Source organism: Nocardioides flavescens (genome assembly GCF_009823805.1).
Lineage (GTDB): Bacteria > Actinomycetota > Actinomycetes > Propionibacteriales > Nocardioidaceae > Nocardioides > Nocardioides flavescens.
The window spans coordinates 125,143-150,844 of sequence record NZ_WUEK01000009.1; the positions used below are offsets into that span (position 1 = coordinate 125,143).

General features: G+C 72.6%; 19 protein-coding genes. 11 read left to right on the top strand and 8 right to left on the bottom strand.

The features are described 5' to 3' along the window. Positions 1-27 precede the first annotated feature (27 nt). From GRQ65_RS15160 to GRQ65_RS15205, 10 genes are all read left to right on the top strand, one after another. Entirely contained in the window at positions 28-999 is a 972-nt protein-coding gene (locus tag GRQ65_RS15160; protein ID WP_160878820.1) for an AAA family ATPase, read from the top strand. Next, positions 996-2,246 (top strand): DUF58 domain-containing protein, encoded by a 1,251-nt coding sequence (locus GRQ65_RS15165; RefSeq protein WP_160878821.1) that lies wholly within the window; start codon positions 996-998, stop codon positions 2,244-2,246. Before GRQ65_RS15160 ends, GRQ65_RS15165 begins: the two co-directional genes overlap by 4 nt. A gap of 62 nt (positions 2,247-2,308) precedes the next feature. After that, on the top strand, positions 2,309-4,594 hold the full coding sequence (locus GRQ65_RS24080; RefSeq protein WP_160878822.1) for a transglutaminase domain-containing protein: 2,286 nt from the start codon (positions 2,309-2,311) through the stop codon (positions 4,592-4,594). Next, entirely contained in the window at positions 4,591-5,667 is a 1,077-nt protein-coding gene (locus GRQ65_RS15175) for an RDD family protein (protein ID WP_160878823.1), read from the top strand. The genes GRQ65_RS24080 and GRQ65_RS15175 overlap by 4 nt, the downstream gene beginning before the upstream one ends. Further along, positions 5,664-10,160, top strand: a complete 4,497-nt coding sequence (locus GRQ65_RS15180) for an FtsK/SpoIIIE domain-containing protein (RefSeq protein ID WP_160878824.1) — start codon at positions 5,664-5,666, stop codon at positions 10,158-10,160. The genes GRQ65_RS15175 and GRQ65_RS15180 overlap by 4 nt, the downstream gene beginning before the upstream one ends. Before the next feature lie 118 nt (positions 10,161-10,278). Further along, complete coding sequence (locus tag GRQ65_RS15185; RefSeq protein WP_160878825.1) at positions 10,279-10,575, top strand: WXG100 family type VII secretion target; 297 nt, start codon at positions 10,279-10,281, stop codon at positions 10,573-10,575. A 28-nt stretch (positions 10,576-10,603) separates the two neighbouring features. After that, positions 10,604-10,894, top strand: coding sequence for a hypothetical protein (locus GRQ65_RS15190; protein WP_160878826.1), 291 nt, complete (start codon positions 10,604-10,606; stop codon positions 10,892-10,894). A gap of 1 nt (position 10,895) precedes the next feature. After that, entirely contained in the window at positions 10,896-12,248 is a 1,353-nt protein-coding gene (locus GRQ65_RS15195) for a type 2 periplasmic-binding domain-containing protein (protein ID WP_160878827.1), read from the top strand. An 86-nt stretch (positions 12,249-12,334) separates the two neighbouring features. Beyond that, positions 12,335-12,814: a hypothetical protein gene (locus GRQ65_RS15200; RefSeq protein WP_160878828.1), complete on the top strand. Its 480-nt coding sequence runs from the start codon at positions 12,335-12,337 to the stop codon at positions 12,812-12,814. Next, complete coding sequence (locus GRQ65_RS15205) at positions 12,811-13,431, top strand: hypothetical protein (protein WP_160878829.1); 621 nt, start codon at positions 12,811-12,813, stop codon at positions 13,429-13,431. The genes GRQ65_RS15200 and GRQ65_RS15205 overlap by 4 nt, the downstream gene beginning before the upstream one ends. A gap of 29 nt (positions 13,432-13,460) precedes the next feature. Here GRQ65_RS15205 and GRQ65_RS15210 read toward each other — a convergent pair whose 3' ends face one another. The 5 genes from GRQ65_RS15210 to GRQ65_RS15230 are packed head-to-tail and all read right to left on the bottom strand — an operon-like array spanning position 13,461 to position 19,793. Next, positions 13,461-14,552, bottom strand: a complete 1,092-nt coding sequence (locus GRQ65_RS15210) for an LLM class flavin-dependent oxidoreductase (protein WP_160878830.1) — start codon at positions 14,550-14,552, stop codon at positions 13,461-13,463. Next, the gene (locus GRQ65_RS15215) at positions 14,549-16,246 is read right to left on the bottom strand and encodes a dipeptide ABC transporter ATP-binding protein (protein WP_160878831.1); all 1,698 of its coding nucleotides are present in this window, start codon (positions 16,244-16,246) and stop codon (positions 14,549-14,551) included. The genes GRQ65_RS15210 and GRQ65_RS15215 overlap by 4 nt, the downstream gene beginning before the upstream one ends. Further along, on the bottom strand, positions 16,225-17,109 hold the full coding sequence (locus tag GRQ65_RS15220) for an ABC transporter permease (RefSeq protein ID WP_160878832.1): 885 nt from the start codon (positions 17,107-17,109) through the stop codon (positions 16,225-16,227). Before GRQ65_RS15220 ends, GRQ65_RS15215 begins: the two co-directional genes overlap by 22 nt. After that, entirely contained in the window at positions 17,106-18,137 is a 1,032-nt protein-coding gene (locus GRQ65_RS15225) for an ABC transporter permease (RefSeq protein WP_160878833.1), read from the bottom strand. The genes GRQ65_RS15220 and GRQ65_RS15225 overlap by 4 nt, the downstream gene beginning before the upstream one ends. Positions 18,138-18,143: 6 nt before the next feature. Continuing rightward, positions 18,144-19,793: an ABC transporter substrate-binding protein gene (locus GRQ65_RS15230; protein WP_160878834.1), complete on the bottom strand. Its 1,650-nt coding sequence runs from the start codon at positions 19,791-19,793 to the stop codon at positions 18,144-18,146. Positions 19,794-20,009: 216 nt separating this feature from the next. Here GRQ65_RS15230 and GRQ65_RS15235 point away from each other — a divergent pair, with 216 nt between their 5' ends. Further along, complete coding sequence (locus GRQ65_RS15235) at positions 20,010-22,340, top strand: molybdopterin-dependent oxidoreductase (RefSeq protein ID WP_337191760.1); 2,331 nt, start codon at positions 20,010-20,012, stop codon at positions 22,338-22,340. 110 nt (positions 22,341-22,450) lie between these two features. Here the strand turns inward: GRQ65_RS15235 and GRQ65_RS15240 are convergent, their stop codons facing one another. From GRQ65_RS15240 to GRQ65_RS15250, 3 genes are read right to left on the bottom strand one after another with little or no spacing between them, the layout of a single operon-like run. Next, positions 22,451-23,803: an MBL fold metallo-hydrolase gene (locus tag GRQ65_RS15240; RefSeq protein ID WP_160878836.1), complete on the bottom strand. Its 1,353-nt coding sequence runs from the start codon at positions 23,801-23,803 to the stop codon at positions 22,451-22,453. Position 23,804: 1 nt separating this feature from the next. Next, a complete protein-coding gene (locus tag GRQ65_RS15245; RefSeq protein ID WP_202388157.1) occupies positions 23,805-24,329 on the bottom strand; it encodes a flavin reductase family protein in 525 nt (174 codons plus the stop codon). Continuing rightward, positions 24,329-25,702 (bottom strand): FAD-binding oxidoreductase, encoded by a 1,374-nt coding sequence (locus tag GRQ65_RS15250; protein ID WP_337191761.1) that lies wholly within the window; start codon positions 25,700-25,702, stop codon positions 24,329-24,331. The genes GRQ65_RS15245 and GRQ65_RS15250 overlap by 1 nt, the downstream gene beginning before the upstream one ends.

A 25,702-nucleotide genomic window follows, 5' to 3' on the forward strand; every position in this document is an offset into this window, starting at 1 on the left:
CACCCCACAACACGCGGAAGGCCCGTCATGACCCTCACCACCGAACAGTCCGCGTGGTTCGCCACGAGCTTCGGCCAACTGGTCGCCAACATCGAGCGCGCGGTGCTCGGCAAGACCGAGGTCGTGCAGCTGGTGCTCACCTGCCTCCTCTCGGAGGGGCACATGCTGCTCGAGGACTTCCCTGGCACCGGCAAGACCTCACTCGCCCGTGCTCTCGCACAGTCACTGCAGGGCAAGCAGAGCCGGATCCAGTTCACGCCAGACCTGCTCCCCAGCGACGTCACCGGCGTGACCATCTTCGACCAGCGCACCGAGCGCTTCGAGTTCCACCAGGGTCCGATCTTCGCCAATGTCGTCTTGGCCGACGAGATCAACCGCGCCTCGCCCAAGACGCAGTCGGCCCTTCTCGAGGTCATGGAGGAGAGCCAGGTGACGGTCGACGGTGTGTCCCACCAGGTGGGGCGGCCCTTCATGGTCATCGCGACCCAGAACCCCATCGAGCAGGCGGGGACCTACCGCCTCCCTGAGGCGCAGCTGGATCGGTTCCTGATGAAGTCGAGCCTCGGCTATCCCGACCACGACGATTCCGTCCGGATCCTCTCCGCCCCGCCGGCCCGTCGGGGCGGGATCGAGCTGGACCCGATCATCACCACGGACGCCGTCGCGAGCATGGTCGAGATGGCCACCCAGGTCCACGTCGACACCGCAGTCCTCGAGTACGTCGCGCGGCTGGTCGAGGCGACGCGGGAGGCCAACGAGACGGTGCTCGGCTGCAGCATCCGGGCGGGACTGGCTCTCACCCGGGCAGCGCGGACGTGGGCCCTGGCCGCAGGCCGGTCCTACGTCGTCCCGGATGACGTGAAGCGGCTCGCCCAGCCCGTCCTCGCTCACCGCATGGTCCTGGACCCCGAGGAGGAGTTCCGCGGAACCACGGCCGCCGGCGTGCTGGACCGCCTGCTCTCGACGGTGCCGGCGCCGCAGGAGCGCGCGAGCGCATGAGCACCGTCCTGGTAGCCCGGCGACGGGCCGTGGCACGCGTCGCCGACGTGCGCGGCGCGCTCGCGGACCGGACGGCGAGGGCGCGTGACCTGGCCGCACCGGTCACGGGCATCGTGTCGCCGGCTGCGTGGGTGCTGGCCGCGCTGGCCCCGGTCGGGCTGCTCGGAGGCGTGCTCCTGCGCTGGGCCGAGCTCACCACCGTCGCGACGTTCGTGGTGCCTCTGCTCGGCCTTGCCGCGCTGTTCGTCCTGGGCCGCTACCAGCTCGAGGCCGATCTCGATCTCACCCGCGACCGGGTGGTCGTCGGTGAGCGTGCGGTCGGCCGGGTGGTGGTCCGCAACGTGTCCCGGCGGCGCAGCCTGCCCGGGTCCATCGAGCTGCCGGTCGGCATCGCCCGCGCGGATTTCGACATCCCCTCGCTCGCGACGAGCGGTGAGGTGGAGGACGTCTTCGTCATCCCCACCGAGCGGCGCGCCGTGCTCGACGTCGGACCGGTCACGGCTGTGCGCGCCGACCCGCTGGGGCTCTTCCGGCGCGAGCAGCACCTCAGCGACCCCGAACTGCTGTACGTGCACCCGCGCACCGTCCGCGTCGAGGGCACCGCCGCGGGTCTCATCCGCGACCTGGAGGGTCAGCCGGTCCCCCGGGTCACGGACGCCGACATCAGCTTCCATGCCCTGCGGGCTTACGTACCGGGGGACGACCGCCGCCACATCCACTGGAAGACCAGCGCGCGGACGGGCAGCCTCATGGTGCGCCAGTTCGAGGAGACGCGGCGGTCCCACCTCCTCCTGGCCCTCAGCACCCGCATCGACGAGTACGCCGACGACGAGGAGTTCGAGCTCGCGGTGTCGGCCGGCGGATCGCTCTCCCTGCAGACCTTCGCCGACCGTCACGAGCTGTCGGTCGCCACCTCGCGCGAGACCGTGCGGGTCACCACGCCCACCCGGCTGATGGACGAGTTCGCAGCACTCGGCTTCGAGGCGGCCGCCCCTCGGCTACCCGAGGCCGTCCGACGCCTGGCTCGCGACGTCACCGGCGCCAGTGTCGCCATCTTGGTCTGCGGCTCACTGGTCTCGACCCACGAGATGCGGCGCGCGCGCCAGCACCTCCCACTCGACGTGCGCACGATCGTCCTGCGGTGCGCCGGCGCCGAGGAGAGCTCGCTCCGTCCGCTCGGTGACCTGACGGTGGCGACCCTCGCCTCGCTCGAGGAACTCGGTCGGTTGATGAGGCGAGCGTCGTGACGCTGACCGACCCGCGACCCCCGACGTCGAGTCGCAGCCGCACCGTCCGCAGAGCTCAGGTCGTGCACAGGCCGCCCAGCCGTCGTCTCGTCGCCACCGACGCAGTGGTCCTGATCGTCCTGCTGGTCCTGGCGGCCAGCCCGCTCGTCGACGCCTACGGGGGGACGCGGTGGGCGGTGGCCCTCACCGGCGGTGTCCTGGGAGGCCTCGCGGTGGTACTCCTCGCGCGCGGCCTGCGCTGGGGGGCCTGGCCGATGGTGCTGCTGTGCGCCGTCTGGTACTTCGTCGCTGGACCGGCGCTCGCCGTGCCCGCTCTGGCGAGCGGAGGTGTGCTGCCCGGCCCGGACGCCGCAGACGCCCTGCTGCACGGCCTGGTCAACTCCTGGCGTGACGCGCTGACCGGGATCCCCCCTCTCGGGACCGTCGGCGTCGTGCTGGTCGTGCCGTTCGTGCTCGGGCTGGTGGCCGGCCTCGTCGGCGGGACCCTCCTGTGGCGTACCCGCCACCCGGCCCTGGTCGCTGCCGTCGTCGCCGCGCTGTTCCTGGTGTCAGCGGCCTTCGGCGACCGGGTGTCCCAGCACGACGCCGTGCGCGGGGTGCTGCTCGTCGCTGTGACCCTGGCGTGGACGCAGTTCCGAGCGGTCCGGGGTCTGCGCATCAACTGGGCGCGTCGAGGGGCCGGTGCGCTGTGCCTGGTGGGCATCGCGGGCGGTGTCGCCCTCGGACTCCATGCTGCGACGGACCGGCCGGTGGCACGGGCGGTCCTGCGTGACCGGGTCGAGCCGCCGTTCGACCCGCTGGACTACCCCAGTCCGCTGTCCCGTTACCGCGCCTACACCAAGGACCTGGCCGACACCGAGCTGTTCACCGTGAGCGGCCTCCCGGCCGACGTCCCGGTCCGGATCGCGACCATGGACACCTTCGACGGGGTCGTGTGGAACGTCGGCGGGGACGGCGAGTCGAGCAAGTTCCGCCGGGTCCGACCACCCTTGGGTGACCCGGTCGGCTCCGGGGTGAGCGTACGCATCGGTGACTACACCGGGGTGTGGGTCCCCTCGGTGGGCGTGACGGCGAGCGTGACCGATGCGTCGGGAGACGCCGGGGCGGTGGGGGTCGTCGGGAACGACGACGGCACCCTGGCCCAGATCGGCGGCGTCGCCTCGGGGGCGACGTACCGCCTCGACGCGGTGCGCGAGACCCGACCGAGCGACCCGGAGATCCGCGACGCGCAAGCGGGCGACGCGGTCTTCACGCCTCCGACGCAGGTCCCGGAGGTCCTGATGAAGCGGGTCCGCCCATGGCTGGAGGCCGCAGGCTCGACGAGCGCCGGCTCCGACGCCCTCGTCATCGCCGAGAGCTTCCACGACCAGGGCTTCTTCAGCGACGGACTCGAGGGGGACTCCACCTCGCCGTCGGGACACGGCAGTGCTCGCATCGCCCAACTGGTCGGGCGCACTCAGATGGTGGGCAATGCCGAGCAGTACGCCTCGGCGATGGCGATGGCGATGCAGCAGCTCGGTCACCCCGCTCGGGTCGTCCTCGGCTTCGCTGCTGCGGACGGTCTGCCGGTCCGGGGGCAGGACGTCACCGCGTGGGTCGAGGTCGATCTCCAGGGGCTGGGCTGGGTGTCCTTCGATCCCACCCCGCCCGAGGACCAGACACCTCCCAACGAGCAGCAGGATCCCGAACCGCTCCCGCAGCCCCAGGTGCTGCAGCCGGCCGACCCGCCGGAGGAGCCCGACGACGTCGAGCAGGCACCGCCACAAGGCGCCGGGACCACGCCGAAGCCTCCGCAGCCGTCGGCCGTCGACGCGATCGTCGAGTCGGTGGCCCTCGGCGGCAAGATCGCTGCGTTCAGTCTGCCCATCTGGCTGATCCCAGCGACCAAGGCCATCCGTCGCCGTCGCCGCCGGTCGAGGCGAGACCAGGTTGCCCGGGCCAGCGGGGCCTGGCGAGAGGTGGCCGACCGTGCACGTGACCTCGGCATCAGGATCCCCGCCGGCGGCACGAGGGTCGAGAACGGTCTGCTGATGAACGAGCGCCACGCCGCCGCATCTCCGGTGGCGCTCGCCAGCAAGGCCGACCGGTTCGTCTTCGGTCCGGGCCAGCCGGACCCCGCGGAGGTCGAGGACTACTGGCGCGACGTACGCACGGCGATGCGTCGGATGAGTCGGGGCGCCCCGTTGTGGCGTCGCCCTCTCGCGGTGTTCTCACCCGCCTCGATCCCGTGGCGCGCGACGCTCGGCCGCCTGGCACGGGTCCTCGTCGCGCCCGCCAGCCGAGTGTGGCGGCGCAGCCGACGCACGATCACCGGGCTCTTCGCGGGCCGCAAGAGGGGGAAGCAGTGACCACCACCGTCGCAGAGAACGACGAGACAGTCGCCGGTCTGGGCCGCCGGGTGGCGGCCAACCTGCTCGACACGGCGGTACTCGTCTGGCCGTTCCTGGTCGCCATCGCCACCGCCTCGCAGAGCCTCGGATTGGCGGTCGCCGCCTACGTCCTCGGTCTGCTCAACAACCTCGTGATGGGCATGGTCAACTGGGGCCTCACCGCGACCCGGGGCTACACCGTCGGCCAGAGGTGGATGGGTGTGTGGGTGCTGGACGAGCAGACGCAGGCACCGATCGGGTGGGGACGCGCCTTCGTCCGCAACCTCGTGCTCTCGCTGCTGTCCTTCACGGGGGTGGGCCTGCTGGCCAACGCGTTCGTGATCTCCGGCGACCCACGAGGCCGAGGCTGGCACGACCGGGTAGGGCGCAGCGTCGCCGTCACCCGCCGCGGGGCCGAGGGCTCAACGCCCGCGCGCGGCATCGAGGCCGCACCGGCCCGAGGCCTCGAGCCGCGGCCCCTGCCGGGTGTCCCTGCACCCCCCTCCCTCGCCACCCCGCAGCCGACGTCTGCCCGCGACGTCCCTGTGGTGACGCGTGCAACCGCTCCGGGTCTGACGCCGCCCGTGGTCGTGGCGCAGGCTGCGGCTCCACGGACGCCGACCGCGGTGCCGCTGATCACCTCGGTGCCGGGGTTCCCGGCGCCCGCGCCTGCACACCCGCCCGCGCCCGCACCCGCCTCCGTCGCGGACCCCGTCGCGGCCCCGTCAGGACCAGCCCGCCTCAGCCTCGTGACGGCATCCGGCACCACCCTGCCCGACGCTGACCACGTCGTGGTCGGACGCGACCCGGTCACCTCGGGCGCGGAGGTAGGAGCGTGTCTCGAGGACCCCGCACGCTCGCTGTCGAAGACCCACGCCGCCTTCGTCCGCGGAGGAGGGAAGCTCTGGGTCCACGACCTCGGTTCGACCAACGGTGTGGCCGTGGTGCGTGACGAGCGGCCCACCCTCGTCGAGCGCGAGGAGTCGTTCGAGCTCATGGCAGGGGACCGCGTCATGCTGGGCGAGCTCGAGATCGAGGTCGAGCAGCGGTGAAGCTCAAGATCGCCTACGAGCGTTCGGACGGCACCACGGCCGACATCGCCGTCACGGCGGACGCCACATCGACGGTCGGCGAGATCGCCAACGCACTGTGGGCCGCGGACCCGGTCACGCGGGGTAGGGAGGTCCCACGTGACGGCCTCACCCTCGCGGTCGGCCCACCGGCGAGCCACGACCGGGTGGTGCTGCCGCCCGAGCGGGCGGTGGGCGAGTCCCGGGTGGCATCCGGCTTCGCGGCCCGGGCCGTCAAGGCGGGGCACGACGCCGTTGCCGACGCCGGGCACGTGGCGGTGGTCCGCATCGTCGCGGGTCCGGAGCGCGGTCGGGAGTTCCGCCTGTCCCCGGGCTCCAGCACCGTGGGTCGCGATCCGGGGTGCGCCGTCGTCCTCGTCGACCCGTACGTCTCCGGCACCCACGCCCGCATCGACGTCGCCGAGACGATCGAGGTGGTCGACCTCGACTCAGCCAACGGACTGGAGGCGGACGGGGAGACCGTGACGCGCTGGGTTGCACAGCCGGGGCACACCGTCGTGATCGGCGACACCGAACTGGCGATCGAGCCGCTGAACCGCTCGATCTCCGTCGAGGCCGCTGTCGGGGGCTTCCAGAACGCCGCTGTGCCGTTCAACCGCTCGCCCCGCGTCGAGGCCCGCTTCCCCTTCCGGGAGCTGGCTCGACCTCAGGTGCCCACCGAGTCCGACACCCCGCCGTTCCCGTGGCTGCTGATGCTGGCGCCGATCGCCATGGGCGGCGCGATGTACGCCGCCACCCGCAACCCGCTGTCGCTGATGTTCGTCGCCCTCTCGCCGATGATGATGATCGCCAACTTCGTCATGTCCCGTCAGCGGAGCGCGCGCAAGCAGGAGTCCGAGATCGGCAGGTTCGAGGCGCACCTCTCCCGCCTCGCGGAGCAGCTCGGCGGGCTGCGCGCGGCCGAGCAGCCAGCCCGCCTCGCAGAGGCGCCCTCGGTCCTCGCGGTCTACGAGCAGGTGCTGGTCCGCGGACCGCTCACCTGGACTCGACGACCTGAGCACTGGAGCTTCCTCCACCTGCGGCTCGGGCTCGCGACTCTGCCCTCCCGCACGACCGTCGCCGAACGGGAGGGGCCTGTCGACGGTCTGATCGACCACGCCGATCGGCTCGAGACCGTGGTCGCCGAGCACGCGACCGTGGTGGGCGTGCCCGTCGTGGAGTCACTGGAGGCGGCCGGCGCGCTCGGCCTGGTCGGCCACGGTGACCACGTCGGCGACCTGCTGCGAGCGGTCGTCGTGCAACTGTCGGGCCTGCACTCGCCTGCGGAGCTGATCCTCGCCGCGGTGGCCCCGGCGACCCGGTCTGACGACCTGGACTGGCTCAAGTGGCTCCCACACACGTCCTCGCCCCACAGTCCTCTGACTCGTAGCCACCTCGCGGACTCCGCCGCCGCGGGCGACTCGCTCGTCGCCGAGCTCGACGAGCTGATCGACCACCGGCTCGGACAGCGCGGAGCCGCGCAGCAGTCACGCGGAGCGATGGCCGAGGACCTCGCAGCAGGCAACAGCGGGGGCCGGGTCGGGAGCACAGGGTCAGAGCGACCTGTCCCGGTCACCCCGAGCGTGGTCGTCGTGGTCCAGGAGGGTACCCACGTCGACCGCGCCCGTCTGGTGCGCGTGGCCGAGCGCGGGGCAGACGTGGGGGTCCACCTGATCTGGGTGGCCGACACCGTGGGCGAGCTGCCTGCGGTCTGCCGCAGCTACGTCGATGTGTCCGGTGGTCCGAGCGCGGCCTCGGTGCACCACGTCCGGCTGGGGTCCAGCGTCTTCGACGTCACGGTCGAGGGTGTCAGCGCAGCCCATGCTCTCGAGTTCAGCCGGCGCATGGCGGCGATGGTCGACGCAGGGGCCTTGGTGGAGGACGCGACCGACCTGCCGCGCAACGTCCCGGTGCTGAGCCTGCTGGGAGAGGCCCTCGCCAGCCGGCCGGAGGCAGTGCTCGACCGCTGGGACCAGAACGACTCGATCGTCTCGAGAGCGTCGGGTGGCGCGCGCCGACAGGCCGTGGCGAAGAAGGACAAGAAGCCGACGCTGCGCGCCCTGGTGGGCAAGGTGGGGGCCGACTCCCTCCACCTCGACCTCCGCTCCCACGGTCCGCACGCCCTCGTCGCGGGCACCACCGGCTCGGGCAAGAGCGAGTTCCTGCAGGCTTGGGTGCTCGGGATGGCGGCGGAGTACAGCCCGGACCGAGTCACGATGCTCTTCGTCGACTACAAGGGCGGGGCGGCGTTCGCCGAGTGCGTCGACCTCCCGCACTGCGTCGGTCTGGTCACCGACCTCAGCCCGCACCTCGTGCAGCGCTCACTGACGAGCCTCGCGGCAGAGGTGCACCATCGCGAGGTCCTGTTCAACCAGAAGAAGGCCAAGGACCTGATTGAGCTGGAGCGGCGCGGCGACCCGGACTGTCCGCCAGCCCTGGTCCTGGTGATCGACGAGTTCGCGGCGCTCGCGGCGGAGGTCCCCGCCTTCGTCGACGGCGTCGTCGACATCGCCCAGCGCGGGCGGTCGCTCGGCATCCACCTCGTGATGGCGACGCAGCGTCCGGCAGGCGTGATCCGCGACAACATCCGCGCCAACACCAACCTCCGCATCGCGCTGCGCATGGCCGACGAGACCGACAGCCAGGACGTCCTCGGCTCACCCGTCGCGGCGCACCTCGATCCGGACGCACCCGGCCGCGCTCTGGCCAAGACCGGTCCGGGTCGGCTCGTGCCCTTCCAGTCGGCGTACGCCGGTGGGTGGAGCGACGCTGACGCGTCGACGTCGTCCATCGCGATCCACGAGCTGCGCTTCGGCACCGAGACTCCGTGGCGGCCGGCGGCTGTCGCCACGGAGGTCGAGCTCGAGGCGGGTCCGACCGACTTGCAGCGTCTCGTCGGCACCATCTCCGTGGCCGCTCGGGAAGGGGCCCTGCGCGTGCCGCGCCGGCCCTGGCTGCCGGAGCTGAGCAAGGTCTACGACCTCAAGTTGCTCAACCCGCGCAGCGATGACCGGCTGGTGATCGGGGTGGCCGACCTGCCGGACCAGCAGCGCCAGGACGCCGTGCACTTCGTGCCCGACGTCGACGGCAACCTCGCGGTGTTCGGCACGAGCGGCAGCGGCAAGTCGGTCCTGCTCCGCACCCTGGCCGCCGCTGCCGGTGTCACGCCGCGCGGTGGGCCCGTCGAGGTGTACGGCCTCGACTTCGGCTCCGGAGGGCTACGCATGCTCGAGCAGCTGCCGCACGTCGGGGCCGTGGTCAACGGTGACCAGACCGACCGCGTCTCACGCCTGTTCCGGCGGCTCAAGGCCGTCGCCGACCGCCGCGCCGGGACCTTCACGGCGGCTGAGGCCGGCACGATCGGTGACTACCGCCGGGCCGCGGGGGAGCCGGACGAGCCGAGGATCCTCCTCCTGATCGACAACTTCCCGGCGTTCCGCAATGACTACGACGGGGTCATCGGACGCTCCCACAACTACGCCGCCTTCCAGCAGCTGCTCTCGGAGGGACGCAAGCTGGGCATCCACGTGATCCTCACCGCCGACCGTCCGGCCAGCGTCCCCGGTTCGGTCAGCAGCAGCGTGCCGCGTCGTGTCGTGCTCCGGATGGCCGACGAGAGCTCCTACGCGGCACTCGACGTGCCGCGCGACGTGCTGTCGTCGTCGTCGCCCCCCGGTCGTGGGCTGCTCGACGACCGCGAGGTGCAGGTCGCTGTCCTCGGCGGCGCGGCCGACGTCGCCGATCAGGCCTCGGCCCTGCGGCGCCTGGGCGAGTCGATCGCGCGGACGGGACGCCGGCCGGCGCTACCGGTCGGCTCGTTGCCCACCGAGGTCAAGCTCGTGGACCTGCCCACGCAGGTCGACGGACGCCCGCTCCTCGGCGTGTCCGACGAGGATCTCGAGCCGATGGGCTTCGACCCCCAGGGTGTCCTGCTGGTGACGGGCGGGCCCGGGAGCGGGCGCTCGATGGCGCTGTCGGGCCTGGTTCAGTCGCTGCGGCGCTGCGACCCGGGCATCGAGACGTGGTACGTCGGGGGCTCGCGCTCGGCGCTGGGTGCCCGCGAGGACTGGACCGGCACCGCGCGCACCCTCGAGGAGGTCCAGGAGCTCGTGCCGTCCCTCATCGAGCACCTCGGCCGGTCCGGCGAGCCGCGCAGTGCGGTCATCGTCGAAGGGCTCTCGGACTTCCAGGTCCCCAAGGTCGCAGAGCTGCTCGTGGAGCTGGTGCGCACCGTCAAGCGCAGTGACCATCTGTTCATCGGCGAGGCCGAGAACAGCCAGTTCGGGGGATTCGGCGCGTCGCTGCTGACCGAGGTGAGGGGGTCTCGCCGGGGCCTGCTCCTCCAGCCCGAGCCGGCTGACGGGGATCTGCTCAGGGTCCAGCTGCCGCGGGCCTCGCGCAACGAGTTCCCGCCCGGTCGTGGCTACTACGTGAGTGGCGGGAAGGTGGTCCGCGTTCAGCTCCCCCTGGTCTGACGAGCCAGACAGGGGACCTGTCCCCATCGACAGGTCCACGCTCAGACGGTTGCATCGGCACCGTCAACCATCGCACCGCTCACTTCCGGACCAAGTTCCGATTCCAAGGAGATCAGCCATGCCGAACATGAACGTCACCTTCGCCGAGATGCAGGACGCCGCCAACCGTCTGCGCAACGGCAAGGAGGAGCTCATCGCCAAGCTCGAGGAGCTCTCGAGCCAGATCGACAACCTCGTCTCGAGCGGCTTCGTCACCGACACCGCCTCTGGCGCCTACTCCGAGAAGTTCCACGAGTTTAAGACCGGCGCCACCACTGTCGTCGGCAGCCTGGACGGCCTCTCCTCCTTCCTCGACGGTGCCGCCTCCGCCCTGCAGACCGCCGACCAGGACCTGGCCAACCAGATCCGGGCCTGACGCCGAGACCCGCTGAGGAGCCGACCCCGTGCCCGATCTCGATCTGGACCTCGCCGCACTCGACCAGCTGTTCAAGGACCTGCTGAACGTGTCCATGGAGTTCGACGCGATCTCGCAGGTCGACCAGGGGCTGCAGGAGGCGGTCGGCGACGATGTGCTCAAGGCCCGGATCCACGACTGGGCCAACGGCTGGGACGATCGGCGCGTCGAGATCCAGCTGTCGCTCGAGGCTCTCTACAAGGCGGTCAACTCGACGCACGACACCTTCGTCGGAGCCGACACGAAACTGACCGAGAAGATGAACGGGCAGGACGGCTGACATGGACCTCGCCCCCCTCCCCGGCGACCCGGACACGGTGTCGCGCGAGGCTCAGAAGATGCAGGCCGCGGCCGACAGGATGTCGGCCGCGGCCCGGATCCTGGGCCGGATCGCGGCCTCGGAGGAGTTCACCTCCAAGGCGACCGACGCCTTGGAGGGCAACGCGGCCGAGATGCAGCAGGTCGTCACGCACGCTGCCACCCGCTACCGCGGGGCCGGCGAGGCGCTGACGGTCTACGCCCGCGTGCTCCACGAGGCCCAGCTCGAGGCCGAGCGTGCACGAAGCGCTGCTGCGTCCACGGACACCGCACTTCCGGCCGCCCGTGTCCGGGAGGCGCGCGTCGCCCTCATGAACCCGCTCCTCGACGAGCCCAGTCGAGTCGACCTGCAGCGCGACCTCGTCCAGGCGAAGGCCGCGTTCGACCAAGAGGTGGCCCAGCAGAGAGCAGCCAAGACGGCCTACGAGGCCGCCCAGGCGAAGGTGTCCGCCGCCGCGGCGGTCGCGGCCTCGCGGATCGAGGACGCCGTGCGGCACAGCGGTCTGAACGACACCTTCTGGGACAACGCCCGAGGCTGGAGCGACAAGTACCTGGTGCCTGCGCTCGAGGCGGTGGTCACCGTCGCTGAGTGGGTCGGCACGATCTGCACGATCGCCTCCGTGGTGTGCGCCTTCATCCCCGGGCTGCAGCCTCTCGCCGCTGTGCTGTTCGCGGCTGGACGGGTGATGACGATCGCGTCCGTCCTGGCTCAGGGCGGACTGGCGCTGCTGGGCGAGCGGACCTGGGGACAGTTCGCCAGCGCCTCCATCCTCGCCCTCGTGACGCTGGGCAGGGCGAAGTATGCGCTGTCGAAGCAGACCGCGACCGGTGCAAAGGGTCTAGATGGCTCGGACCTCATGAAGGGTATGGAATTCAAGGATTCGATGCGCTACGCCAAGACTTACCTCGTCGGAGGCGGAACGGATGCGAAGGCTGGGCTTGGCGAGTTGGCCAAGGAGGGGCTCCAGTTTGGGGGCGGCAAGGTAGGCGAGGTTGCCGCGGGGTCTTCCGGCAAGGTGGTCAGCGACTACCTCGTCGAGATTGCCTTCGACTACTCGAACGCCGATGTCTCGGCGATCTCGCTGATGGGAGGACTCGGAGCCGCGGCGACCGAGTACGCCATCGACAGTGCTTTCCCACCCGACCACGCGTGGTCGACGGACGACCTCGCCACGCACGACGCCGATGTCCTGGGAGACGTCCGTACCGCGGACCTGGACGCCCTGATGGCGAAGTCCTTCGGAACGCCCGGTGAGCCGCGGCTGGACCTGCGCATGCAGGTCTGTTCGGCCAGCGGGGGTGGTGGCGGATGGTGACAGCCAGAGCGACTGCGGTCAGGGGGACGCTTCCCTCCGGCTGGCATCTCGCCGACCCTCAGGACGACGCAGCCTGGGAAGGACTGGTGCGCACGGTGCTGGCCGGCCTCGTGCACCGCGAGGCGACCGTCGACCGCATCCATCGGGAGCTGGAACGGGCGCGAGCCTTCATGCGGTCCTCGGCCCGCGACGCGCAGTGGTTCCTGGTGACCAGCGAGGCGATGAGCTCGCCGGTGCCGGTCGTGGTCGCCGTCGGCTGGGTCGAGGTCGCCCGGGCGCCCCGCCCGGCGGCGCTCGACGACACCTCGACCTCGGCGCTGCCCGGTGTCATGACGGTCTCGGTCGGCCAGCACGACGTCGGGGGCCGTCCCACCCTGGTGCGCCACGACCTGCTGGTGGGCGCCGACGACGTCGTCCGTGAGCGCGTCGTCGCTCTGGGGTACGACGACGCCGCGGGGGTCAGGATCGCGATGGAGGTCAGCACCTCGGACCTGGCGGCATTCGCGGACCTGACAGCGTCGGCCACGAGCTTCCTGGCGGCGTTCCAGTGGGGAGGTCAGGCGTGACCGAGACCGTCTCGTCAGATGCTGCGACCCCACTGCTGGACTTCATGCTCATCGGGAGCTGGTGGCACGTCGCGCTGGACTCCGATGTGGGGATCGCGCGGTCCGCGAAGCGGCTGGCGGAGGAGGTGACCGGCCGTCACGATGCCTTCGCCCAGGTCCGGATGGAGCTGCGTCAGGACGTCGTGCGAGCGGCTCGTGCCGCCCGTCGTGCCGGAGGCACGGACTTCTGGTTCGCGCGCCAGCTCGTTCCCGACCTCCACCTGCCCGTCAACCTGACGGTCTACTGGCCGGAGGTCGAGCGTGACAGCGCGGTCACCGACCTGGACGCCGAGACGGCGGCCTTCGCAGACGGGATCGGGCGGGCCGGCGGGGGACAGGTCGAGGTCGTCGCGTTGCTCGAGGACTGGGGCGTCGTGCGGTCGAGGGTCGTCCGTCGAGGCGAGGACACTCAGGCCGGGGCCTTCGACCAGCTCGCTGTGGCGTACTGGCTCCTCCCGCCCGATCAGGGCAAGGTCTGCATGTTGGAGTTCGGGAGCCCCGCGACGGCGGTGGCGGACGAGCTGGTCGAGCTGTTCGACGTCGTCGTCGGGTCGGTCTCGGTGCGCCCCGCGGACTGAGGCCTGATCCGCCGGATCCCGTGGTTGTCTCAGCCCGGGCGCGGCACCCACCCCAGCGCCGGCGCGACCTCGCGAGCGAGGTCGGCGAGCAGACGGGTGTTGTCGCGCAGACCGAACGCCGGGGGCAGGAACAGCACCAGCTCGTCGGTCGCGGCCAGGCCGGGGTCGGCCAGGACCGACGCGACGACCTGGTCCGGCGTCCCGTGGTGGACGGGGCTGATCCGCATCCCGGCGGGCAGGTCGGCCGAGACCACCGGTGTGAGGGCTCCAGCCGGCCGGGAGGCCGCCATGCCCTCGGTGCGCCGCTGGTGGTCGTACGCCGCGTAGCGCTCGCGCAGGTCCGCCGACGTGCCCGGCAGGACCGACGCGGCGACCACGACCGGGGGCGGGTCGCCCGCCTGCACCTCGGCCCACCGGTGGCGGTAGGCCGCGATCACCCGGGCCTGGTGCTCCGGGAAGGACTCCCCGTGGTCGAGCCCGTGGAGTACCGTGCCGAGCATCACCGCGAGACCGAGCTCGGCGGCGTGCACCGCGGAGCCGACGCTGCCGACCCCCTGGCGCACCCGGGAGCGGAGTCCCGGACTGTGCGGCGTGACGCGCAGGGCGGTGCCGACGGGAGCTCCCTGGCCCTCACCGTCGACGACGTGCAGGGGTTCGCCCTCGACCGCGGCGAGGAAGCGGCGCAGCCGGTGCTGCGCCTCCTCCCGTGCGTCGGCGTCGACCGCGCCGAAGACGGAGTCGAACGACGCCGTGCCGCTGGCCGACAGCGTCAGCTGCAGGCGCCCGCCCACGAGGAGGTCGGTGACCCCGGCGGCTTCGGCCAGGAGCACGGGCTCCTGGTAGCGCATCGGCAGCACCGCGGTGCCCAGCGAGATGGAGGAGGTGTGCTGGCCGACGGCGGAGAGGAACGGCAGGGGCGAGGAGAGGTAGTGGTCGAAGTGGCGCTGGTAGACCCACCCCGAGTCGTAGCCGAGCTCCTCGGCCGCCCGGAACAGCGACACCCCGTCCCGGAGACCGGCGGCGGGCCCGGCGGCGTCGCTGAACGACACGCGGGTGTTGAAGCCGATCCGGCGTACGAGGCGACGACCGGTCTCGGGTGGGGCGAGGGCGGCGGTGGTCACGACGCCTGCTCGGCCAGCGCGGGTCGGCGGGCCGCGCCGGCGTCGGGGATCGAGGCGAGCAGCGTGCGCGTGTAGTCCTCGCGCGGCGCGTCGAAGATCCGCTCTACCGTGCCGTCCTCGACGACCCGCCCGCGGCGCACGACGCTGACGGTGTGCGCGAGCTGCCGCACCAGGGCGAGGTCGTGGGAGACGAAGACGTAGGTCAGACCCAACTCGGCCTGCAGGCGCAGCAGCACCTGCACGATGTCGGCCTGCACGCTCACGTCGAGCGCCGAGGTCGGCTCGTCCAGGACGATCACGTCGGGCCTGAGCACCAGCGCGCGGGCGATGGCCACCCGCTGCCGCTGCCCGCCGGAGAGCGCGTCGGGGCGCCGGGCGAGCAGGGCGTGGTCGAGGCCGACGGCGTCGAGCGCCTCCCGCACGGCCTCGCGGCGCCCGGCCTTGTCGCCCACCCGGAACCGGTCGAGCGGCTCGCGCACCAGCCGCTCGACCTTCCACGTCGGGTCGAGGGAGGTGAAGGGGTTCTGGTAGACGAACTGCAGGTGGCGGCGCACCGAGCGGAGCTCGGCGTGGGAGCGGCCGTCGACGCGCTCGCCCGCGACGACGATCTCACCGGAGTCGGGGGTCTCGAGGCCGAGCAGCAGGCGGATCGTGGTCGTCTTGCCCGACCCCGACTCGCCCACGATCGCGTGGGTGGTGCCCGCAGGCACCGCGAAGGACAGGTCGTCGACGGCGGTGAGCTCCTGCCCGTGCACCGAGAACCGCTTCGTCACGCCACGCACCTCGATCTTGGGCGCGCTGGCCGGGTCCGCGCGGCGTGCCTCCCCGACGGCGCGCAGGTCGGCGTAGCGGTCGGGGTTGAGGGCCGGCACGTCGTCGTGCAGCCGCTGGGCGTAGGCCGACGTCGGTGCTGTCGAGACCTGCGACGTGGGACCCGACTCCTGCACGGTCCCGCCCTTGAGGACGACGACGGAGTCGGCCCGCTCGGCCGCGATCGCGAGGTCGTGCGTGATGAGCAGCATGCTGATGTCGAGCGAGTCCCGCAGCTCGGACAGCAGGTCGAGGATGCGCTTCTGGATCGTCACGTCGAGGGCCGAGGTGGGCTCGTCCGCGACGATCAGCGCGGGCTGGGGCAGGACCGCGAGGCCGATCAGCACCCGCTGGAGCATGCCGCCCGAGAGCTGGTGGGGGTACGACGCGAGCACGCGCTCGGGGTCGTCGAGGCCGACCCGGGCGAGCACGTCGACGACGGCCTGACGCTGGGCGGCCCCGTCGAGCTCGTGCCCGGCCTCGTCGCGCAGCAGGGCGGAGGCCTCGCGCGCCTGCGAGCCGATGGTGCGCACGGGGTTGAGCGAGCTGGACGGGTCCTGCGGGACGAAGCCGATGGTGCGTCCGCGCAGGGGGCGGAAGTGCCGCTCGGGCAGGGCGAGCACGTCCTGTCCCTGCAGCTCGACCGTTCCCGTGGCTCGCCCGACCCCGGCGGGGAGCAGGCGCAGCACCGAGCGGGCGATCGTCGACTTGCCCGAGCCGGACTCGCCGATGAGGGCGAGGCTGTGCCCGCGCGGCAGGTCGAAGGACACGCGGTCGACGACCTGGTGCCCGCCGTAGGAGACGGAGAGGTCGCGCACCCGCAGCAGCGGCTGGACGGCGGGGGAGTCGGAGGTCGGGGTGCTCAGTCGGCGTTGCGGAGCCATCGGCTGATCCTGTTCGCAGAGAGGACGGTGGCGATCGTGACGAGGGCAGGCGCGTAGACCAGCCAGGGGGCGAGGGGGTAGTCCTTGCCGCTGGAGACCAGCAGGCCCCAGTCGGAGGCGGGCGGCGGGTCGCCGTACCCGAGGAACGCGAGGCCGGCGATCACCAGGATCGACAGGCCGAACTGCAGGACGGCCAGGTTGAGCACCGACCGGGAGGCGTTGGGCAGGACGTGGCGAAGCAGGACGTGCCAGCGTGAGCCGCCGAGCAGCAGCGAGGCCTCGACGAAGACCGCGCGCCGGGTCTTGAGGACCTCCGAGCGCATCACCCGGGCGAAGACGGCCACGGCGGACACACCGGTGGCGATCGCAGCGTTGATGGTCTCGAAGCCCAGTGCGCTGACGACGACGACCGCGAGCAGGAAGCTCGGGATGGCCAGGAGCACGTCGACGACGCGGGCGAGCGTGACGTCGACCCAGCCACCCAGGAAGCCGGCGAGCAGCCCGATCAGGCCGCCGACGAGGACGCCGATGGCCACGGCGACGAGCGCGCTCGTCACCGAGGAGGCCGAGCCGTGGACCACGCGGGCGAACTCGTCGCGCCCGAGGTGGTCGGTGCCGAACCAGTGCGCCGTGCTCGGGCCCTGGAAGGCGTCGGCCGGCACGCCGTGGGCCGGGTCCTGACGGGTGAAGAGACCCGGGGCCAGGGACCAGGCGAGGACGAGCAGCAGCACGCCGAACGACAGCAGCACGCCGTACGGCGCCCGGCGGCGCGAGCCGCGCCGGCGCAGGGCCGACGGGACCCAGCCCCCGGAGGGTCCGGCGGAGCCGGTCGAGCCCGCGGGCTCGGTGGTGATGGTGGTCATGCAGAGGCTCCCTGCGTGGTCTCGAGGGGCTGCTCGGCAGCGGTGCGCGGTGCACGAGCCGCGCCGCGCAGGTCCACCCGCGGGTCGAGCAGCGGGTAGACGAGGTCGACGACGAGGTTGACGACGACGAAGACGACGGCGGCGAGGACGACGACGGCCTGCAGCACCGGGAGGTCCTGGGTCGTCACCGAGCGCTGGACGAGGCTGCCGATGCCGGTGCGACCGAAGATCGTCTCGGTGATGAGGGCTCCCCCCAGGAGCTCCCCGACGGTCAGCGCGATGACGGTGACCACGGGCAGCGACGACGGCTTGAGCAGGTGGCGCCAGAAGAGCCGGGAGCGGCTGAGTCCCCGCGAGGTGGCGAACCCGGCGTAGTCCTGGCGCGCCTCGTGGTCGAGGTTGGCGATCAGGACCTCGGCGACCTGCGCCGAGACCGGGATCCCGAGGGCGATCGCGGCGAAGAAGGTCGCGGCCGGCCCCTCGGAGTCGATGACCTGGAACAGCCCGAGGTTGAAGGCGAAGACGTTGATCAGCAGCAGGCCGATGACGAAGTTCGGCACCGACAGGAAGAGCGAGGGGAAGGCCCGCAGTGCCTTCGCGACCGGAGCGGGGGCGTTGCGCGTGCCGTAGGCGATGCCGAAGGCGAGCGCCAGGGCGACGACCAGGGCGCTGACCGCGAGGACGACCGTCGATCCGAGCACGTCGCCGATGAGCGTGCTGACCGGGAGGTTGCTGCGCAGCGAGACCCCGAGGTCGCCCTGGACGAAGCGCGACAGCGCTTCCCAGAGCTGCACCCAGACGGGCCGGTCGAGCCCGTAGTAGGCGACGATGCGCTGCACCTCCTCCTCGGTGAAGTTGTTCTGCGGGTTGCGGAGGGTGGCGGTGACGGGGTCACCCGGCAGCACGCTGATCACCAGGAAGGTGAAGCAGTAGGCGAGCAGGACCACCACCACCGCCTGCACGACGCGCTGGACGGCGTAGGTGAGGTAGGGACGCGGTGCGCGCCGCGGCTGCCGGGTGACTCCCATGACGGCTCAGCCCTCCAGGTAGGCGGTGTAGAAGTTCGCGTAGGCGACGCCGTTGTAGGTGACGCCCTTGAGCTTCGGCGACTGCAGGTAGAGGCGCTGCACGATCTGGGTCAGGGGCACGAAGTAGCCCTGCTGCAGCACGTAGCCCTGGAGCTCGTCGAGCACCGGCGCCCGCTCGTCGGTCGAGACCGAGCTCGCCACCTCACTGCCGAGCTGGGTCAGCTCCGGGTCGCTCTGCCCGAGGTTGAACCAGTCCTCCCCGTTGTTGGCGTCGGTGAGCACGCCGGCGACGGTGCCGGCGTCGATGAAGCTGCGGGTGACCTCGTACGCCGGGACCGACGGGTTGCCGATCGCGACCTTCTCGCCGTAGGTCACGACGTCGTAGGCCTGGATGTCGACGGTGAACCCGAGGTCGCCGAGCTGCTGGGCGACGAGCTCGTCGACCGACTTGGAGGTCGCGAGGTAGGGGTTGGGGTAGAGCGTCAGCGAGAGCGGCGTGCCGTCCTTGCTGCGCTTGCCGTCAGCGCCGGCCTTCCAGCCGGCCTCGTCGAGCAGGACCGCGGCCTTGTCCGGGTCGAAGGCGAAGTCGGCGCTGTGGTCGGTCGCGCCCGGCACGTTGCTCTGGATGAACGACTCCGCCGGCAGCCAGTCGTCGGTGTAGACCGTCGAGAGGATCTGGTCACGGTCGATGCCGTGCTGGACCGCCTGGCGCACCTTGACGTCGTTGAACGGCGCCACCTGGGTGTTGAGCGCGAAGCCGTTGACGAAGCCGAGGTAGCGCGGCGCGGCCACGGTGAAGCCCTGCTCCTTGAAGGGGCCGAGCTCCTGCGGGGACGGGTTGTAGGCCACCTGCGCCTGCCCGGACTGCACGGCCGCCGTGCGCACGGACGGCTCGGCGACGAGCTTGTAGGTGAGCGTGTCGAGGGTGGCCGGACCGTCGTGGTCGAGGGCCTCGGGGCCCCAGTCGTAGTCGTCGCGCTTCTCGAGGACGACGCTGTCGCCCTCCTTCCACGAGGCGACGGTGAACGGGCCGCTGCCGATGTCGTTGCTCAGGTCGGCCTGCTCCTCGGCCGGCAGCGCCAGGGTCTCCGGGGAGATGAGGATGGAGCCGTGGTAGCCCAGCGTCGGGATGAAGCCGAGCGTCGGCGCGTTGAAGCTCACCTGCACAGTCAGCGGATCGACGGCCGTGGCGCTCTGGTAGGTCTTGGGGAACAGGCCGATCGGGTTGATCCCGTCGTCGGGACGGCCCTTGGCCCAGATGTCGAGGTTGGCGACGACCGCGTCGGCGTCGACCGGGGAGCCGTCGGAGAAGGTCACGCCGTCGCGCAGGTGCAGTGTGAACTGCGTCGCGTCGTCGTTCTGCTCCCAGCTCTCCGCGACCCAGGGGCTGACCTCGCCGTTCTCGTCGACGTAGACGAGCTTGTCGGTCACGTGGCCCCAGATGTGGCCCTGGAAGCTCGAGATGGCGCTGTTGTTGGGGATCCAGGTGTCGCCGAGGGAGTCGATGAGGAAGGTGACGTCGCCGCCCTCCTGCTTCTGCCCGTTGCCCTGCGCGGCGCCGCCCTGGCCGGAGCTCGCGCAACCGGCGCTGAGGGCGAGCGCGGCGGTCAGTGCGGCGACGGAGCGCCAGAGGCGGCGTGGTCGGGTGTGGCTCATGCGGCGTGCTCCTAGGTGTGGACGCGTGCGATCGGGGTCCGCGTCTCGCTGAGTATGTCGACCGACTTTGTACGGATTGCGGTCGGCCCGACTGTAGACGGGTCCGAGGGGCCGGGTCCAAGAGCAGACGTCGATGCGTTCCCATCGCCTTGTCTGATCGCCGCGGACGGCTCGGGACCCTCGCGGGCGGGTCGCAGCGGGCTAGGTTCGACGGTCGTGAATACGCAGCGCCGACGGCTCGTCGAGACCAGTGCGCACTGGGGCTCCTACCTCGCCGAGGTCTCCGACGACGGTGAGGTTGTCGGCGTCCGGCCGCACGAGGGGGACGAGCTCTCGCCCGCCACCGGCAACGTCGCGGCCGCCCACCGCCACCCTTCGCGCGTCGCGCGCCCCGCCGTACGACGCGCGTGGCTGGAGCACGGACCCGGGCCCGACGAGGGGCGGGGGGCGCCCGGCTCGGAGTACGTCGAGGTGGGCTGGGACGAGGCGCTCGACCTCGTCGCGACCGAGCTCGCGCGGGTGCGCCGCGAGCACGGCGACGACGCCGTGTTCGGCGGCTCCTACGGCTGGGGGAGCGCGGGGCGCCTCCACCACGCCCAGAGCCAGGTGCACCGCTTCCTCAACCTGACCGGCGGCTACGTCCGCTCTGTCGCGGACTACAGCCGCGGCGCCAGCCAGGTGCTGCTGCCGCACCTCGTCGGGGCGGCCGCCGCGGCCGACGTGCGCACCCGGCCGGTGTCGTGGGCGCAGATCGCCGAGCACACCGACCTGTTGGTGACCTTCGGCGGCGTACGCCGGTCGAACGGCTGGGTCGTCCCGGGCGGTCAGTCGCGCCACGAGAACGGCGCCCTCGCCGGCGGGGCCGCGGGCAGCACGCGGGTGGTCTCGCTATCGGCGCAGCGCGACGACGCGATGGCCGACCTGGCCGCAGAGTGGGTCGGCGTCATGCCCGGCACCGACACCGCCGTCATGCTCGCGCTGGTGCACGTCCTCGTCGTCGACGGCCTGGCCGACGAGGAGTTCCTCGCGCGCTGGACCGTGGGGGCCGACCGGGTGCGCGCCTACGTGCTCGGCGAGAGCGACGGTGTCGCCAAGACGCCCGAGTGGGCCGAGGGCGTCTCGCGCACCCCGGCCGAGCGGATCCGCCGCCTCGCCCACGAGATGGCGGCCGGCCGCACGCTGATCAACGTCGTCTACGCCCTGCAGCGCGGCGAGCGCGGCGAGCAGCCGGTCTTCGCCGCGCTCACGCTCGCGGCGTTCCTGGGTCAGGTGGGGCTGCCCGGCGGTGGGTTCGCGCACGGGCTGGGGTCGATGGGCGACTACGGCTCCGGCCGGGTCAGCGCGCCGCTGCCGACGTTCCGCCAGGGCGCCAACCCGGTGCCCGACCTGATCCCGTGTGCGCGGATCGCCGACCTGCTGCTCTCGCCCGGCGGGGAGCTGGCCTTCGATGGCTCGACCCTGCGGCTGCCCGACGTGCGGCTGGCCTGGTGGGCCGGCGGCAACCCGTTCCACCACCACCAGGACCTGGTGCGGCTGCGCGGCGCCTTCGCCCGGCTCGACACCCTCGTCGTCCACGAGACCCACTGGACGCCCACCGCCAAGCACGCCGACGTCGTGCTGCCGGTCGCCTCGAGCCTCGAGCGCGACGACCTCGTCGCCGGCAACGCCGACCGCCGGCTGCGCGCCTCGCGGCGCGTCTCGGCGCCGTACGCCGACGCGCGCGAGGAGCTGTGGATCTTCGGCCGGCTCGCCGAGCGGCTCGGGGTCAGCCACGACGACGGGCTCTCCTCGTCGGCGTGGTTGGAGCGGATCTACGAGGAGTGGCGTGCGGCGGGAGCAGCCCCGCCGGGCGCCCCGGCGTTCGCGGAGTTCTGGCGCGACGGGGGACTCGACCTCGTCGCCCCGGCGTACGACGACCCGGTGTTCACGGCGTTCCGCGCCGACCCGGAGGCGCACCCGCTGGACACGGCGAGCGGGCGCATCGAGCTCTGGTCGTCGTCGATCGAGGCCGCCGCGCTGCCCGATCTCGCCCCGCACGCGGAGTGGCGTGAGCCGCGGCGGTGGTGGGGCTCGCCGGACGCCGCGGAGTGGGACCTGCACCTGCTCTGCAACCAGCCCAGCCACCGGCTGCACAGCCAGCTCGACATGGGGGAGGCCAGCGGGTCCACCAAGGTCGCCGGGCGCGAGCCGATCCGCCTCCACCCCGACGACGCCGCAGCACGCGGGCTCGCCACCGGTGACGTCGTACGCGTCACCAGCCCGACGGGCTCGCTGCTCGCCGGCGTCGTGGTGAGCGACGCCCTGCTGCCCGGCGTCGCACAGATGCACACCGGGGCGTGGTGGGACCCGTCCGCACCCGAGATCGCCACCTGCGTGCACGGCAACGTCAACGTGCTCACCCCCGACGAGCCGACCTCGAGCCTGACCCAGGCCACCAGCGGTGCCCACGTGCTCGTGCGGGTCGAGCGCTACGACGGCGTCCTGCCGCCCGTGCGGGCCCACGAGCCCCCGCCCCTCCTCCCTCGGAGGTCCGCCACCCAGCTGTAACGCGGAGTTGGTGACTGTTCCGACCCGTTGCGACGGGTCGGGAGGGCCTCCAACCCCGCGTTACAAGCGGGCGGGGCGGCGGGGGGGAGGTGTGTACGGGACGTCGCGGACTATCCGTCCGTGAGGCCGAGCTCGACGGCGCAGTCGAACGGGTCGTCGACGTGGACGACGTCGAAGCCCTCGCGCTCGAGCAGGCTTGCGGCGATGCCGGCGCGGAAGCCCGCGGCGCAGTGCACCCAGACCCGGGCGCCGGTGGGGAGCTCGTGGTGGCGCTGCTCGACCTCGTGCACCGGCACGTTGACGGCGCCGCGGACGCGGGCGGCGGCGTGCTCGTCGGCGCGACGCACGTCGAGGACGACGTCGTCGGGGCCGCGCTCGGCCGCGAGCTGGGCGAAGTCGGCGCGGCGGTAGCTGCTCCGCGCGTCGTCGTCACCGGCGAGCTCGGGCACCGGGCCCCAGGCGGTGGTCACGTCGTCGACCCCGATCCGGGTCAGCTGGCGCCGCGCCTCGGCCAGGTCGTCGCGGTGGGCGCCGAGCACCAGCAGGGGGCGGCCCCACGGCGTCACCCAGCCGACGTACGTCGCGAACTGGGCGCCGAGCGCGACGCTCACCGTGCCGGAGAGGTGGTCGGCGGCGAAGTCGGCGGGCGGTCGGAGGTCGACGACGCTGGCGCCGGCGGCGAGCAGGGCGCTCACCTGGGCGGGCGAGGCCGGCGACAGGGGCGCGTCGAGGTCGACGCCGGGCTCGGCGAGCGCGTTGAGTCCCGCCATGTGGGCGTAGTAGGAGGGGTGGGCGGTGAAGCCGGCCACGAGCTCGTCGACGAAGACCGAGGCGTTGACCGTGGTGAGGGCGGTGTTGTGACGCCACTCGTCCGCGATCGTCGAGGCGGACGCGCCGGTGCCGCCGCCCCCGGCGCAGAAGGAGCCGAAGCCGTGGGTCGGGTGCAGCGTCGCGTCGCCGGGCAGCGCGCCGAGCCGGTGGGCGGACGCGTGCTGGGCGGCCGCGAGCTCGCGAGTCAGTGCCGGGTCGACCAGGTCGGTCCGCCCGACGGTGCCGTAGAGCAGCGAGCCGCCGCTGAAGACGGCCGGGGGAGCGAGCGGATCGGCGAGGTCGCGCACGACGTAGGACAGGTGGGTCGGGGTGTGCCCGGGCGTCGCGAGGACCGACACGGCCAGACTGCCGGCGCGCAGCGTCTCGCCGTCGTGCAGGGGCAGCCGCTCGAAGGTGACGTCGTCGGCCGCGTTGACGGCGTACGCCGCCCCGGTGCGCCGGGCGAGCTCGCGGCCGCCGGAGACGTAGTCGTTGTGCAGGTGGGTCTCGAGCACGTGCGACACGTCGTGCTCGAGCAGCGGCTCGAGGCGGTCGAGGTCGCGCTGCGGGTCCACTACGACACTGACCTCACCGTCGTCGACGACGTAGCTGCGGTTGCCCAGTTCGGGGGTCTCGAGGACACGGACGCGCATCTCAGTGCTCCGGACCGGCGTCGAGGTGGGTGCCGAAGGAGCGGCGGTGGTAGGTGAGCGGCGCCTCCCCGTCGGCGTCGGCGCTCACCACGTCGCCGAGCACCAGCACGTGGTCACCGGCCGGCACGAGCCGCGCCACGCGCAGCCCGACCCAGGCGTGGCTGCCGCTGAGCCGGGGCGCCCCGTCGCACAGGTGCCACTCGACGCCGGCGAAGCGCTGGTCGTGGCGGCCGGTGAACTGCGTCGCCAGGTCGGCCTGGTGGGCACCCAGCACGTTGACGCCGAACGCCGTGCCGACGGAGAGCAGCGAGAGCAGGTGCGAGCCGCGCATCAGCGAGACCAGCAGCATGGGCGGTTCCATCGACAGCGACACGAACGCCGACACGGTGGTGCCGGCCGGGGTGCCGGCCGCCAGCGTGGTCACGACCGAGACCGGTCCCGCGACGTGACCCATCGCGGCGCGGAACGCCGTCTGGACCTGGAGGTCGAGCTCGGGCAGGAGGTCGGTGCCCATGGTCTGTGCCATCACAGGGCCTTCCCGGGGTTGAGGACGAGGTGGGGGTCGAGGGCGCGCTTGAGGTCGGCCTGCACGGCGAGGCTCTCGGGGCCGACCTCACGGGCCAGCCAGTCGCGCTTCAGCAACCCGATGCCGTGCTCGCCGGTGACGGTGCCGCCGAGCTCGAGGGCCAGCGCGAAGATCGCGTCGGCGGCCTCGAGCACGGGTGCGGGGACCTCGGCGAGGCCGGCGTCGAAGGAGACGATCGGGTGCAGGTTGCCGTCGCCGGCGTGGGCGAAGGAGCAGATGGCGACCCCGGTGCGCGCGGCGATCGCCTCGACGCCGCGGAACGCCTCCGCGAGTCGTGACCGCGGGACGCAGATGTCCTCGATCAGCGCGCGCCCGAACGTCTCGATCGACGGCAGGGCCAGACGGCGGGCGGTGAGCAGCTCGGCCGCGTGGGCCTCGTCGAGGGCGAGCTCGGACCAGGTCGCCTCCTTGCCGAGCACGGCGAGGAGCGCCTCGACCTCCTCGTGGGCGCCGGTCCCGTCGGCCTGGGCGATGACGAGGGCACCGCCGCGCGAGGCGAGGTCGGTGCCCTGGGCGCGGTCGACGACCTCGAGGGTCGCCCGGTCGAGCAGCTCGAGCAGGCTCGGCTGCAGGCGCTCGCGCGCCACGGCCGAGCAGGCCGCGGCCGCGTCCTCGACGTCGGCGAAGCCGGCCGCGACCGTGAGGGTCGTCTGCGGTCGGGGTCGCAGCCGCAGGGCCGCACCGACGACGACCCCGAGGGTGCCCTCGGAGCCGACGAAGAGCGAGGTCAGGTCGAGACCGGCGACACCCTTGACGGTGCGCCGACCGGTGCGCAGCAGCCGCCCGTCGGCGAGCACGACGTCGAGGCCGAGCACGGCCTCCCGCGTGACGCCGTACTTGACGCAGCGCATGCCACCGGCGTTGGTGGCGATGTTGCCGCCGAGCGTCGAGAACGCCCCGCTGGCCGGGTCGGGGGCGTACATCAGCCCGTGCTCGCGGGCGGCGGCGTCGAGGCCGGCGGTGACGACGCCGGGCTCGACGACGGCGACCTCGTCGAGCGGGTCGAGCGAGAGGATCCGGTCCATCGCGCTCAGGTCGAGCACGATGGCGCCCTCGGTCGCGAGTGCGCCGCCCGCCACCCCGCTGCCGGCGCCGCGGGGCACGACGGGCACGCGGTGGGCGTGGGCCAGCCGCATCGTCTCCTGCACGTCGGCGACCGAGGTGGCTCGCACGAGGGCCACCGGCCGCCCGGGCGCTCCCGCGCCCGAGCGGTCGGTGGCGTGCGCCGCGAGCGCCGCGGGGTCGGTGCTGACCCCGGGCACCCGGGCACGCAGGAGGGCGACGATCGCCTGGTCCGACGCGGGCTCGGTCAC

Excerpts from the sequence above, each read along its gene's own strand:
- GRQ65_RS15160 (WP_160878820.1), top strand. The coding sequence starts at position 28 with ATGACCCTCACCACCGAACAGTCCGCGTGGTTCGCCACGAGCTTCGGC.
- GRQ65_RS15165 (WP_160878821.1), top strand. The coding sequence starts at position 996 with ATGAGCACCGTCCTGGTAGCCCGGCGACGGGCCGTGGCACGCGTCGCC.
- GRQ65_RS15185 (WP_160878825.1), top strand. The coding sequence starts at position 10,279 with ATGCCGAACATGAACGTCACCTTCGCCGAGATGCAGGACGCCGCCAAC.
- GRQ65_RS15195 (WP_160878827.1), top strand. The coding sequence starts at position 10,896 with ATGGACCTCGCCCCCCTCCCCGGCGACCCGGACACGGTGTCGCGCGAG.
- GRQ65_RS15215 (WP_160878831.1), bottom strand. The coding sequence starts at position 16,246 with ATGGCTCCGCAACGCCGACTGAGCACCCCGACCTCCGACTCCCCCGCC.
- GRQ65_RS15220 (WP_160878832.1), bottom strand. The coding sequence starts at position 17,109 with ATGACCACCATCACCACCGAGCCCGCGGGCTCGACCGGCTCCGCCGGA.
- GRQ65_RS15225 (WP_160878833.1), bottom strand. The coding sequence starts at position 18,137 with ATGGGAGTCACCCGGCAGCCGCGGCGCGCACCGCGTCCCTACCTCACC.
- GRQ65_RS15230 (WP_160878834.1), bottom strand. The coding sequence starts at position 19,793 with ATGAGCCACACCCGACCACGCCGCCTCTGGCGCTCCGTCGCCGCACTG.
- GRQ65_RS15240 (WP_160878836.1), bottom strand. The coding sequence starts at position 23,803 with ATGCGCGTCCGTGTCCTCGAGACCCCCGAACTGGGCAACCGCAGCTAC.
- GRQ65_RS15245 (WP_202388157.1), bottom strand. The coding sequence starts at position 24,329 with ATGGCACAGACCATGGGCACCGACCTCCTGCCCGAGCTCGACCTCCAG.